At 38.7% G+C, this 12,858-nt stretch carries 12 protein-coding genes and 1 pseudogene; 7 read left to right on the forward strand and 6 right to left on the reverse strand.

All coding sequences use genetic code 11. The features are described from left to right. Positions 1-78: 78 nt before the first annotated feature. Both I7H67_RS16920 and I7H67_RS16925 read right to left on the reverse strand, forming a co-directional pair. Positions 79-843: an AraC family transcriptional regulator gene (locus I7H67_RS16920; protein ID WP_107882124.1), complete on the reverse strand. Its 765-nt coding sequence runs from the start codon at positions 841-843 to the stop codon at positions 79-81. A 21-nt stretch (positions 844-864) separates the two neighbouring features. Further along, positions 865-2,079, reverse strand: a complete 1,215-nt coding sequence (locus tag I7H67_RS16925; RefSeq protein WP_198308392.1) for an MFS transporter — start codon at positions 2,077-2,079, stop codon at positions 865-867. 135 nt (positions 2,080-2,214) lie between these two features. On the opposite strand from I7H67_RS16925, the gene I7H67_RS16930 reads away from it, so the two are divergent. Both I7H67_RS16930 and I7H67_RS16935 read left to right on the forward strand, forming a co-directional pair. After that, the gene (locus I7H67_RS16930) at positions 2,215-2,868 is read left to right on the forward strand and encodes a TetR/AcrR family transcriptional regulator (RefSeq protein WP_151767486.1); all 654 of its coding nucleotides are present in this window, start codon (positions 2,215-2,217) and stop codon (positions 2,866-2,868) included. A gap of 111 nt (positions 2,869-2,979) precedes the next feature. After that, a complete protein-coding gene (locus I7H67_RS16935) occupies positions 2,980-3,900 on the forward strand; it encodes a DMT family transporter (protein ID WP_198308393.1) in 921 nt (306 codons plus the stop codon). A 393-nt stretch (positions 3,901-4,293) separates the two neighbouring features. Here the strand turns inward: I7H67_RS16935 and I7H67_RS16940 are convergent, their stop codons facing one another. From I7H67_RS16940 to I7H67_RS16950, 3 genes are read right to left on the reverse strand one after another with little or no spacing between them, the layout of a single operon-like run. Then, positions 4,294-4,863 (reverse strand): L-threonylcarbamoyladenylate synthase, encoded by a 570-nt coding sequence (locus I7H67_RS16940; RefSeq protein WP_013199176.1) that lies wholly within the window; start codon positions 4,861-4,863, stop codon positions 4,294-4,296. A gap of 49 nt (positions 4,864-4,912) precedes the next feature. Next, on the reverse strand, positions 4,913-6,046 hold the full coding sequence (gene dprA / locus I7H67_RS16945) for a DNA-processing protein DprA (RefSeq protein WP_198308394.1): 1,134 nt from the start codon (positions 6,044-6,046) through the stop codon (positions 4,913-4,915). Between the two features lie 20 nt (positions 6,047-6,066). Next, complete coding sequence (locus I7H67_RS16950; protein WP_198308395.1) at positions 6,067-7,221, reverse strand: LysM peptidoglycan-binding domain-containing protein; 1,155 nt, start codon at positions 7,219-7,221, stop codon at positions 6,067-6,069. A 122-nt stretch (positions 7,222-7,343) separates the two neighbouring features. Between I7H67_RS16950 and def the strand changes: the two genes are divergently transcribed. The 4 genes from def (at position 7,344) to I7H67_RS16970 (ending at position 10,800) form a co-directional block, all read left to right on the forward strand. Continuing rightward, complete coding sequence (gene def, locus I7H67_RS16955; RefSeq protein WP_004795267.1) at positions 7,344-7,874, forward strand: peptide deformylase; 531 nt, start codon at positions 7,344-7,346, stop codon at positions 7,872-7,874. A 43-nt stretch (positions 7,875-7,917) separates the two neighbouring features. Then, the gene (locus I7H67_RS16960) at positions 7,918-8,346 is read left to right on the forward strand and encodes a DUF2946 family protein (protein WP_198308396.1); all 429 of its coding nucleotides are present in this window, start codon (positions 7,918-7,920) and stop codon (positions 8,344-8,346) included. A 72-nt stretch (positions 8,347-8,418) separates the two neighbouring features. Further along, entirely contained in the window at positions 8,419-10,533 is a 2,115-nt protein-coding gene (locus tag I7H67_RS16965) for a TonB-dependent copper receptor (protein ID WP_198308397.1), read from the forward strand. A gap of 54 nt (positions 10,534-10,587) precedes the next feature. Next, on the forward strand, positions 10,588-10,800 hold the full coding sequence (locus tag I7H67_RS16970) for a hypothetical protein (RefSeq protein ID WP_005309173.1): 213 nt from the start codon (positions 10,588-10,590) through the stop codon (positions 10,798-10,800). A gap of 68 nt (positions 10,801-10,868) precedes the next feature. On the opposite strand, the gene I7H67_RS16975 is transcribed toward I7H67_RS16970, so the two are convergent. After that, positions 10,869-12,083 carry an oxygenase MpaB family protein gene (locus tag I7H67_RS16975; RefSeq protein WP_198308398.1) on the reverse strand — a complete coding sequence of 405 codons (1,215 nt, stop codon included), beginning with the start codon at positions 12,081-12,083 and terminating at the stop codon, positions 10,869-10,871. 88 nt (positions 12,084-12,171) lie between these two features. Between I7H67_RS16975 and I7H67_RS16980 the strand changes: the two are divergent. Further along, positions 12,172-12,742 (forward strand): annotated as a pseudogene (locus I7H67_RS16980) (TetR/AcrR family transcriptional regulator). Positions 12,743-12,858 lie beyond the last annotated feature (116 nt).

Raw genomic sequence — 12,858 nt, forward strand, 5'->3', positions numbered from 1 at the left:
TGTTTTAACTGCTATTGATGGGCAGTGCAATAATATTCGTGTTCAAAAAAGAAAAAGTTTTTAAAGATAAACTAAATTCTAGTTATTTCTAATTTGTATAGGCGTTTGCCCTGTATAACGTTTAAAAAACTCGATAAAACTTGAGCTATGTTGATAACCTAAATCGTATGCTAAACGCTTAATGGATGTCCCTTGGCGGATCTGATGAATGGCATAAACAATTTTGGCTCGGTTACGCCATTCCGACAACGAAAGCTGAAGCTCTTGTTGACTCAAACGTAATAAGTGGCGATCACTGACCGAGAAATTTTGTAGCAACTGCTGTAAAGAGTGGTCAAAAAGTAATGGGTCTGAGAGTTTTTCTAGTATAGGCAATAAAACAGGATGTCGCGTTTGCGGTAAATAATGTGAATATGCAGGAGCTTGTTTAAGTTGATCAAATAAAACTTGTAAAAGATGCTCTAAATATTCAGGTTTTTCGGTTTGTTTTTGCTGTTCGAGAATTTGTAAAACTAAGGTTCGAAAGAAAGGCTGAATACTAAAACATTTACAGACGTCACCTAAAATAGAACAGAGGCTAGGGTGTAGTCGAATACAGATATAGTGAATTTCATGGTCGATATGAGTAGATTGATGAACTGTTTGAGGAGGAATCCAAAGCCCATAGCTTGGAGGAGATAAGTAGATTTGTTCCTCTACCTGCATTTCCAAAATGCCATTCAAACTGAAATTAAAATCTCCCCAGAGGGATGCATGAGGACGAACAATATCTTCTTTTTGGTATAGAAATTCATGAACTTCTATACTGTTCAATAAAGAAAATTGTTGGTCCTCATTTTTCATTTAGGTGCTCTGACTTATATTTTAATTTTCACAAGTAGCTTTAGGATTATTTAAACCTTTTGCTAAGGTAAATGTACTTAGTAATGCTAGGGCAACAAAACTTAATACGCCATAAATTAAAGTATTTTCATTGAAATGATCAACTACATATCCACCTAATAATGAACCTGTCGCAATCATCACTTGAAACATACCTACAAAAAGTGGCATACCCTTTTCAACTGCATTTGGTGCATGTACAAACATCCAAATATTTGCTGAGGTAGGGAAAGCGCCAAATGCGAAGCCCCATAAAGCTGTTAAGACAATAGCACCAAATTCATGAATGGCAAAAAGTGGGAATCCAAAAAACACAATTGCAAAGCAAGCGCTAACAAAGGCAAGTGTATATCGGACATTTAAATTCCCGCTATATCCTGCGAACGCATTTCCGAAAATACCTGCAATTCCATAGAGCAATAATAATGAACTAATTGTTGTACCGTTGAATCCTGCAATATTTTTGAAGAAAGGTGCTAAATAGCTATAGGCACAAAAATGAGCAAGTCCGATCAGTAAAACAATCAACATACCACTACGTGCTTTAGGGGTGCGTAATAATGCTGGTAAGTCTCTTATATGAATTGCGGAGTCTGGAACAAGTTTAGGTAAAAAGATTAATTGTAAGATTAAAACAACTAAGCCAATGCCTGCTGTAATTCCAAAAGCACTGCGCCAACCATAAAATTCACTTAACCATGTTCCAATCGGAACCCCTAAAACTGTCGCAAAAGTTACACCAGCCATCACTACAGCTGTTGCTTTCGCAATAGGAAGATGCGAGGGAGCTAATTTCCCACTTAAAGCAATTGCTGTCGCCCAGAATCCACCAATTGAAATACCTAAAATTAAGCGACTGAGCAATAAAATATGGAAGTTTTCTGCAAAGGCAGTAATGGTATTGGCAATGACCATAATCGCTGTCAGTAAAATGAGTACATAACGCCGATCAAGTTGTTTCACAGATACAGGTAATAGAGGGGCGGCAATTGCTGCCATAATGCCGGGTACAGTAATAATAAGACCTGCTGTACCGACAGAAATATTTAAATCTGTTGCAACACTATTTAAAACACCAACAGGTAAAAATTCACTTGTTACTAATGCAAACGCTGCAATCGCAACGGCCAAAATGGCAAACCAGCTCCCTTGAGGGGAGGTCGTGGGTCGCGCTTTAGAAATAGAAGATTGGTCCATAGGAAATCCTTACTTGGCTAAATTTAGAGTGAAGAAAGGCAATTTATTAATTAACTAACGATCATTATGAAAATAAAATAGTTGATAAAAAATCGAACGTCAATTAATTTAATAGCGATTGTTATAAAAATAGATGTGATCTTTATGACAAATAGGCATGAAACGAATTTAGCTGTTACAGAAGACGCGCTGAAAAAAAAGCGTGGACGTCCTAAATGCTTTGATGAACAACAGGTTTTGCAAAAAGCAATGTTGCTGTTTTGGGAGCATGGTTATGAAGCAACGTCTATTAGTGATTTAACACAAGCTTTGGAAATTACAGCACCTAGCTTATACAGTGCTTTCGGCGACAAAGAAGGGCTGTTTTACAGATGTGTTGATTACTATTTAGCTCATGAAGGATGTCCGATTGACACTATATTTGTAGAAGCAAAAACTGCAAAAATTGCTGTTGAGTTATATCTTTATGACATTGTTAAAAGATTGGTTCAGCCGAATAAGCCAGCAGGTTGTATGGTGGTCGTTGCTGCTATGAATTGCTCTGATGCAACTCAAGATGTACAGCAAAATCTATTAGATAAGCGCATAAAGACAAAAGAAAAATTATTAAAACGCCTTCAGCAAGGTGTAGAGCAGGGGGATTTATCTTCTCATGCTCCTTTACAGGAAATGACTGATTTTTATACCACTGTCATTCAAGGTCTGACTATTCAAGCGAGAGATGGTGCGAGTAGCGAGCAATTACATAAAGTGGTAGGTCATGCGGTGAAAGCTTGGACATTATTTTAGATTCTAGAAAAAGATGATGTCCTAAGTTCAATATCAATGTCGGAAATACGATATTTCAATTTATTAAGACATTCTTCAAAATAAAATCTCTTTTGTAGATGGTGTATTACTATGAGTCAGGTCATGAAATATCACAAATGGGCATTTATTTTTCCCATTTTGGCAGTACTGATTTGGTCTTTAAATATTGTAGTCACCCGCTATGTCTCGGATTATATTTCTCCGGTAAGTATCAGCTTCTATCGGTGGTTAATCGCTTTTATTATTTTGACTCCATTTATGTTTATGCCTGTGTGGAGACAAAGACGACTAGTAATACCATATTTACCTAAGTTGGCTGTGTTAAGTGCATTTGGGATGGTGCTTTATCAAGGACTTGCTTATACGGCTGCCCATTATACCAGTGCAACCAATATGGGAATTGTGAATGCATTTATTCCTATCTTTACAATCTTTGTTTCGCTTGCGATTTTAAAAGATGTGCCTAATCGATTTGCAGTTTTTGGCAGCATTTTATCTTTCGCAGGTTTGCTCTATGTTATGTCCCAAGGAAATATTAGCCATTTATTAAGTGGAGGCGGGCATCTTGGTGATGCATTGATGATTATTGCCGTATTCTTCTATGCATTTTATGGGGTTTTCCTTAAAAAATGGCAGCTTCCCCTTCCAATCATGACAAGCTTATATGTTCAGATTGGATTCTCTGTAATATTTCATCTGCCTTTAATTTTTTGGTTTGGACTAGATGCTTTAAATGCACAAAATGCGCCAAGTGCTATTTATGCAGGTGTATTTGCTTCACTGATTGCACCGTTAGTTTGGATGTTGGCTGTTCAACAATTGGGTCCCAATAGAACAAGTATTTTTATGAACTTGGTTCCTGTTTTTACAGCAGTTATTGCAAGCCTTTGGTTATCTGAGCAATGGACCATCTATCACACAATAGGTGGGATTGTTATCTTAATTGGTATCATTATGGCTCAGAAAAAAGTCAGTCCTAAAAAGAGCAGTTTAATGCAAGAGCAAAACTAAAGTCGTTAAAAAAAACTATGGCATATTTTTAAAAAAACTGATGAAAATATGCCATTTTTTTCTTAGTTAAAGTTTTTCTATATGATTTATAAATAGTTTATAAGAATAGATTGAAATATAAATATTAAAAAAGCCGAGTAAAAATATTAATATAATTTTAATTTATAAGTGAAAATTCGTAAATTCCCTACACTTTTCATGCTTTTTTTAGAGAAATAATATATTTCTCTCATTTGATCTCTTACTACATAATAGCGACCACTACGAAAGACGTGCTTTTTGTGCAAATTATCTTTCGTTGCAGAGATATCCAAACCCTCTGGATGCGGTATATACCCATCCTTTTTTATGCTCAGTTATCCCTATATAACTGAGCTTTTTTTTTGTCTGAAATTAGGCGCGAATAATCTCTCCAGTGAGAGCATTAATAATTCTACTTGGTTGCTGACTTTGGCCTAAATCACCATTGAGATAGTTTAATTGTGAACCAAAGTATTGGCAGGCATCTTGTAGTGAATGAGCAGGTTCTTGCCCACTTGGGTTAGCACTCGTCGAGACAATAAAACCATGAAAAGCATTGCATAATGCCACACACAAAGGATGTGTAGTGACTCGAACAGCAACAAGTGGATGTTCACCTTTAATCCAAGAAGGAATGTGTTCGCCAGCAGGCAATAGCCAAGTTGTAGCTCTTTCAGAAGGTTGATGATTCGTCCAACAATCAATAATTTCTTGTTGGGTTGTTTGAGGTAGAGAAGTTAGTAGGTGCTCAACTTGGCTAATATGACCTGCTAACAAAATCACTCCCTTTTCAATAGGCCTTTGCTTTAACTCAAGAATTTTTTGAAAAGCTTGTTCATTAAAAGGGTCGCAACCTAACCCCCAAACTGCCTCAGTTGGATATGCCAAAACTTGACCTTGTTGTAAACATTCGGCTGCTTCGGTAACTGAGGTGGTAATCATGGTAATACTCTTCCTTTCAATCAAACAGAATTGCTATTGTGCTCCAGCACTAAGAGCGACAACGTAAATACAGCCCTGATTGTTGCATACATAAACCAAGTAGTTCTAGTTCCATGAGTGAAGAGGTGAGTTCTGCCACAGGTTGAGAGTGGTGTATGACAAGCTGGTCAATATTTTGTCCGACCCAGTCTAAAGACTGATAAAGGTTAATTAAGTGCTCAGGAATTTCTGGGGCACAAGAAACCACGACCTCTTCAGTTGAGTTCTGTTGCTGACTTTGCCATTGAGTAGGTAAAGCAAGATCTTCAATAATTTGTTCAGGATGATCGACTAAAATGGCTCCCTCACGAATAAGTTGATGGCAGCCCTGATGAAACTCACTGTAAATATGACCAGGAATGGCAAATACGGTTTTACCTTGCTCGGCAGCTTTGTTCGCAGTAATGAGAGAACCACTTTTTAAAGTCGCTTCTACCACTAAAACACCTAAACTCAGGCCACTGACAATTCGGTTCCTACGAGGAAAATGTTGCTGTAATGGTGGCGTACCGGGCAAAAACTCAGTAATGATGGCGCCGTTTTGAGCCAAGATCTGTTCTGCAAGTTTTTTATTTTGAGCAGGGTAGGTACTGTCTAAACCGGTCCCTGTCACAGCAATCGTACGTTGATGTGCTGAAGCTCCTTGGTGAGCAGCTTCGTCAATCCCATATGCCAAACCACTACTTACATAAAATCCTTTTTCACTTAAGTAATAGGCAAAATCATAAGCAACCTGACGACCATGCGGGCTTGGTTTTCGACTACCGACAATCGCAATTTGTGGCTGTAACAAAGCCTGAGCTTGTCCTTTTCCAAAAATGATGGGTGGATGGTCTGTATAAGGTAGTAATTGAGTAGGATAGCCAGAGTCTTCGGACGTTAAAATAAAGTCAGTATATTGCTGGATCTGCTCAATTAGTTTTTCAAACTGAGCTTGACCCTGAGCAGTTTGAAATTCATCTACGCGTTTTAAGTGATTAGCATGTAACCCGAGATTGCGCCATTGAGATAACCCAGCAGGTTGGACCGCTTTTTCACAGCTACCAAAATAATTGACAATTTTTTTGAAGCTAACTAAGGAGTGTTGCACCAAATACCACACTTTAAGCGTGTGGTAATGGTGTGAAGAAAGTTGAGTAAGCATTGTAAAGGGTATATCCAGCGTTAATCATCAAAACGAGGTGGCTGAATACTTGAACCAACTTTAATAGGTAGGTCACTTTCTAATACGTAGGCATAGCTAAGCTGATCAAAGGTTCTGAAAACCATCAGACTACCAATCTGTTGTCCTGGTAACTGTATTGGTTCTTTGGTTTTAGGGTCTCGGATGGTCTCGCCTTTTTGAGTAATATCAAAAACTTGACCTACTTGAATCCCTTGTGCTGTACCTCGGTCCAAAGTCACCACACTATTTTTTGCAGCGCTGCCAATTGAACCCATTACACGAATGATCTTGCCAGCATCTGTAACTTGAGTGGCGTCTACTGGATAAAATAAAGTAGGTAATGTTGCTTCTTCTTCCGGCATAACCCGATCACCACGGCGTACTTCGGAATTGTAGCTATCAGTTAACTCAAGCGTTGTTATGTCTTTTTCAGAAGAGATCGCAATCCCTGAAGCAACTTGTTGCAGTTCAATACCTAGACTATGCTTTTTACCTTTACTGTCTGTGAAATAATAAGGTTCGCCTTCACGGTAGACTGCATAACGTTGACCATTAACTAAACCTTGTCCACGCGCATAAATGGTTTGGCCTCTTGCCGCAAGCACGCGTTGATCAGCAGTACCCACTACATAAGGAGTGTGTTCAATTGCGTCGGCTGGCAAAATTGTGCTGTGTTCTAACCACTGTTTAATATGTTCAAGCGGAATAACGGGCACGTTATCGTTAAGCGATTCCACACGAACTTGAGGCTGTAAGTTTGTCATTTGGCCTGTGTAGCGACGAATAATGCCAATGCAACCATCTCCCTCATCTTTACCGATCAATGGTCGACCCGCTAAACTGCATAACAACAATCGGTCACCAGGGTAAATCCAGTGTGGATTTTTGACATGTTGATTATTTGCCCAGATCTCTGGCCAGCGCCAAGGTTTACTTAGGAAATGACCGGAAATATCCCACAGCGTATCTCCGCGTTTTACAATGTAGACATGTGGTGCATTACTTTTTAGAGAGGGTGGATTATGGTTCGGACTAGCAGCATGAACCTCTGCTACTGTACCCATTGCAACCCCTGTAAAAAGTGCGAAAGCAAGTAAATGCTTTTTTATCCCCAAAGCATGAAATTCAACCATGCCGTTAAAAACCTTTTTCATTATGATAATTCCTAAAAATTATGCGTGCAGATGCGTTATAATAGGCGGCTAACACACAATTTTTCGATGAAGTATTTCCTTCATTTGGTTTTTCAATCAATGGCATAAGTGAGGACGTCAGTATGGCCTTATTACCTATTTTAAGTTTTCCTGATCCCCGTCTTCGTACCATTGCTAAGCCTGTTGAAGAAGTTACTGATGAAATTCGTCAACTTGCAGCAGATATGCTTGAAACCATGTATGCCGCACCAGGTATTGGTTTAGCAGCTTCACAAGTAGATCGTCATATTCAGTTAATCGTTATAGATTTATCTGAAGCTAAAGATGAACCCTTGGTTTTTATTAACCCCAAAATCACTCCACTGACAGAAGATAAGCAGCAGTACGAAGAAGGCTGCCTATCGGTGCCACAAATATACGACAAAGTTGAGCGCCCGTCACGTGTGAAAATTGAGGCAATTAACCTTGAAGGTCAAGCATTTGAGATAGAAGCTGATGGACTTCTCGCTGTTTGTATCCAACATGAAATGGATCACTTAAATGGCAAATTATTTGTGGATTATTTGTCGCCACTTAAACGTCAGCGTGCTCGAGAAAAAGTCGAAAAAGTTGTTCGTCAACGTGAGCGTGAAAAAGTTGCAGTAAAACGTTAAAAATTTCTATTCTTGAAACATTAATATAGTGTGGATGTGATTTTTGGTTTTTCGTAGTGGTTTACTGCTTGCATGTGCAGCAGTATTTTTACAGGTTGCGGTATTTCTACAGCCGCTATTACCGAAGCAATATCAAATTGCTCCGGTCTGTGAAACTATTACTCGTGCTTTGCTTAAACCTAAAGCACAAATGGAAACCATGTCACATGCCATGCATCATTCACATCACGACCACCATATCGAACAAGCACAAGTACCTGAACATCATGACCACCATGATGCAAATCACCAGTGCCAATATTGTACCGTCTATGCCAATCTGGTTTTACCTCCCGAATTTGGCGTAAAAGAGGTGCTTGTTCGTATACAAGTTCGCTTAGTCGCTTATCAACAAGCATTTAGACATGTTTATTTTGCGCTACAGCGACTCTTCTTACTCCCGCAAGGGCGTGCACCACCTCTATTTGCATAAATAAAAGCAATTTTTTTTGGGGTCTTTATTGACTTCGATATCACTTTATTTATGTTTTAGAGCGTATAAAAAATGCCACATTCTAAATTTTTACTACAACCTTTATGGGTTGCGATGCTTGCTGTCTCTTATTCGGGTTTGGTTTTTGCTGATTCAGAAAAGAATGATGCCGATACCAAAACACTTCATTCATTAGCACCTATTGTTGTTACAGCACAACAAGGTAATGATGCAAATGGCTTGATTGTACATGCAGACCCGAAACAGCCAATTCAGCCAGTACCTGCTACAGATGGGGCAGACTATCTACAAAGTATTATGGGTTTTAACTCGATACAAAGCGGTGGAACCAATGGTGATGTGACATTCCGAGGCATGTTTGGTTCACGCATCAAAATTTTGACAGATGGAACGGAAAACCTAGGTGCATGTCCAAACCGTATGGATGCTCCAACTTCTTATATCTCTCCAGAAAGTTATGACCGTATTTCTGTCATTAAAGGTCCGCAAACTGTTCAATATGCCAATACAGGTTCGGCAGCAACAGTCCTGTTTGAACGTCAGCCTGAGAAACTCACCTCTGAAAAACCTTATCGTGGACAAGCGAGTGTTTTACTAGGCTCATATGGACGTATTGATCATAATGTTGAAGCGGCCGTTGGCGATGAGAAAAAATATATCCGTTTAAATGCCAACCGTTCAGAATCGAATAGTTATCAAGACGGTGATGGTAATACCGTGCCATCAGCATGGAAGAAGTGGAATGCTGATGTAGCGCTTGGCCTTACTCCAGATGAAGACACATGGATTGAACTCACAGGTGGAAAATCTGATGGTGAGTCGCTTTATGCTGGACGTTCAATGGACGGATCTCAATTTGCGCGAGAAAGCTTAGGTCTGCGGTTCGAAAAGAAAAATATCACTGATGTCATTAAGAAAATTGAAGGGCAGGTGAACTACAGCTATAACGACCATATTATGGATAACTTTAGCTTGCGCACACCGCCATTAGTTGAAATGAACCATGGTGGTATGACCATGCTCATGCCAAACGCGATGGCAATGGAAGTGACACGCCGTACACTCAATTCACGTTTGGCCATGACCTCTGAATGGAATAAGTGGAGCCTAATCACAGGTGTAGATTCTCAATTTAATAAACATGGCGGTAGCATGTCATCGCCAAATATGCCTTCAATGAATATTCCATATCGTCAAGATATGCGTTTTCAATCATACGGTGCTTTTGGTGAACTTGGTTATCAATGGAACGATCTCAACAAACTGGTCACAGGTGTGCGTTTAGATCGAGTCACAGTTGAAGATGAACGCGCCGATTCTCAGTCAAAAGGCTTTAATACTAAACTTGAAAAGACTTTACCGAGTACATTCGTTCGCTGGGAAAATCAACATCCTGAACATGACCTAAAAAGCTATATCGGTTTAGGTTATGTAGAGCGTATGCCTGATTATTGGGAGCTTTTCTCGCCTAAACACGGTAATGCTGGCTCAACCAATACTTTTAACGGTGTGAATCCTGAGAAAACATTACAGTTGGATATGGGCTTCCAGCAGCAACATGGCGCTTTAAATACATGGGCTTCTGCTTATGCAGGCTTAGTAGATGACTACATTTTAATGAGTTATCACCATCACCCAAGTGCTGGAATGGATGGACATGACATGAGTCATGATATTACTGCGGGCGCTAAAAATGTCGATGCAACCATCGCAGGCGCGGAAGCAGGTATTGGATATCAATTTACTGACCATATTCAGGCAGATTTGAGTGCGATGTATGCATGGGGTAAAAACACCACAGATGACAAACCGCTACCTCAAATTTCCCCTTTAGAAGGTCGTTTAAATGTTCGCTATGTGGCTGATAAATATAACTTGGGTCTGTTGTGGCGAGCTGTTGCTGAGCAAAACCGTGTGAGTCTCCATCAAGGTAACATCGTGGGGTATGACCTCAAACCAAGTAAAGGTTTTTCAACTCTTTCTTTAAACGGAAGTTACAACCTTCGTAAAGATATTGATGTCTCTGTTGGTATCGATAACGTACTAGATAAAACCTATACCGAACACTTAAACAAAGCGGGTAGTGCAGGTTTTGGATTTGCGAGTGAAGAGCAATTCAACAATATCGGAAGAAATTACTGGGTTCGTATGAGCATGAAGTTTTAATAAGCTATAGCGAATGAAATGAACTGAAAATATTAATTGAATGAGAGAAATGAAATGACAAATAAATTATCGCCTGAACAATCGTGGTGGGGATGGAAGTCACTTATTGTGGCTTGTATCTTGAGCTTATTGTTTATGATTATTTTTTACGTGGCGATCAACAATGAGCCTGACTACATGCCAAGTCAAAAAAATAAGCAAATGGTGGAAACACCTGAGCAAATGAATCACGCTGAAATGCACATGCATAGTTCATCAGCTCAATAAGTGTCTTAATATTTGAAAAAGGAAGTCTGGTTAACAGGCTTCCTTTTGTTATTTTTAGGTTCTAAGAATTATTGATGCATACTTGCTAAGGTTTTTGCCTTACCTTGATTCTGATAAAGCGTTAAGCCAAGCTTTTGTATATTGCGACCTGATTTAGATAAAAACTTTTCAACTTTTGGTGAAAGCTTGGCACCACTATAAAGTAGTGAATTGCGCACAATCAAATAATAAGCAAACCATGAAGCAGACTGCTGAGGCAATCCAAGTAGTTTCATTCTTTTCTTACCAATAAAAAATTGGGTAAGTTCTAAATGTTGGCGGTAGGCAAGCTTCTGCTGCAAAGAGCGTAAATGCAGATATTTTCTCTCAAAAGGCTCTTTAGATAAGCTTGAACCTAGTTCAACACTGCTGTGATCAGAGCGAGGATGGGCAAACTGCATCCAGTAAAGTAACCGCCAACCTTCGGTTTCAGATTGAATAAGCCATTTTTCATCAATACCCATCAACCAGCCAACATAACGCCAAAAATGTAAAAAACTCTTAGCTTCTTGTTGCGTTGGCCATATACCTAAAGCTCTAATACCAAGTAAAACTACACTGCTAAAAGCCAAATTAGTCATTGCTAGATCAAATTGATTAAGTGGAATTCCCCAAACTTCACTATCCCAACGATCAGACTTTTTTAATTGTCGGCGAACAAGTGCGTGAATAAAGCGAACATAAATCGTTGACGTGAAACCTGAGCTTAAACGAGAAAGTCCCTGAGGTTCAGTAATATCAACCCACCATTTTGTGGTTTCTGCTAAACGAGTACCCGCCTGTTTTTTCAATGCGCCAGTTAAAATTAGAGGCTGATTAAATCCCGGATATAAGTATCCTGCCATTAAAGATAAATCTCTAAGGATAAAACCGTTATTTATTCCTAAACGATGAGTAAATTTAACAGCCTCATCAATTTGGCGCTGGTCTAACCATTCAGGCTTTTGTTCAATGTAATTAAAGAAATTTTCTAACTTAGTAGGTATCGGCTCAGAGAGGTCATAGCGACCTTGAAATAATATCTTTTCAAAAATCATGCGATGATCTTTGGGATTTTGCATAACCCAATCAATCACCTTATCCATTTCAACGTCCCCTTCATAAAGAGCACGTTGTAAAGACACATATTCCGTATAGTTTGGTTGAGCTGGTTTTTCGCAACAGATATTTAAAAACTGAGTAAAGAAATTACTGTCTTGCATGTCATTAAAAGAAGCGAGTCGAGTTGGGCTAATCGTTTGCATATCGTTACTTACTTATTGAACTGAATAATAAATAGGCTAATATGAATAATTATTCGCATTCAATTCGCATTTAAAGAATAAAAAACTGATGAGAAAAGCTCCACAACAACAGCGTTCAAAAATTATTGTTGATCATATTTTAGAGGCGACACAACACTGTATTGCCCAATATGGATTGCTTCATACAACGACTCCTAAAATTGCAGAAAAATCTGGAGTAAGTATAGGTTCGATTTACCAATACTTTGAGAATAAAGATCAAATCATAGAAGAACTATTACGCCGTAAAAGCGAACTATTAGGACATCAACTTAAAGAGCTGGTTATGCAGCAAGGAAATATTCCTTTAGACCTGCTCATCCCCTTGGCGATAGAACTAGGGTTTAATGCATTAAAAGCCGATCATGGTTTTTTTATAGAAGTACTGAAACATTGGCATAACTATAGCCATTCGCAAGCTGCTCAGATTTTAGAAAAGCATTTTTTTGAAGTAGGACTATATACATTTAGTAGAAATCCTCATCAGTGGGACTTCGAACAGGTGAAGCATAAATCCTTTGTAATTATTAATAGTACGCTTTTTACGATGATGCGATATGTGAGTCAGAACAATTTTCTTATATCAGAACAACAACTTAAGCGCGAATTGTCGAGTATGATCTTGGCTTATTTAGGTCAAAAATAAATAATTAAAATAATTATTGATATAAAACAATTGGTTAAACTGTTTATTGATTTAAAAGTGAACGCTCGAGTCATGAGTTTCTAATTTTCG

The organism is Acinetobacter sp. ACIN00229 (assembly GCF_016106645.1).
Lineage (GTDB): Bacteria > Pseudomonadota > Gammaproteobacteria > Pseudomonadales > Moraxellaceae > Acinetobacter > Acinetobacter oleivorans.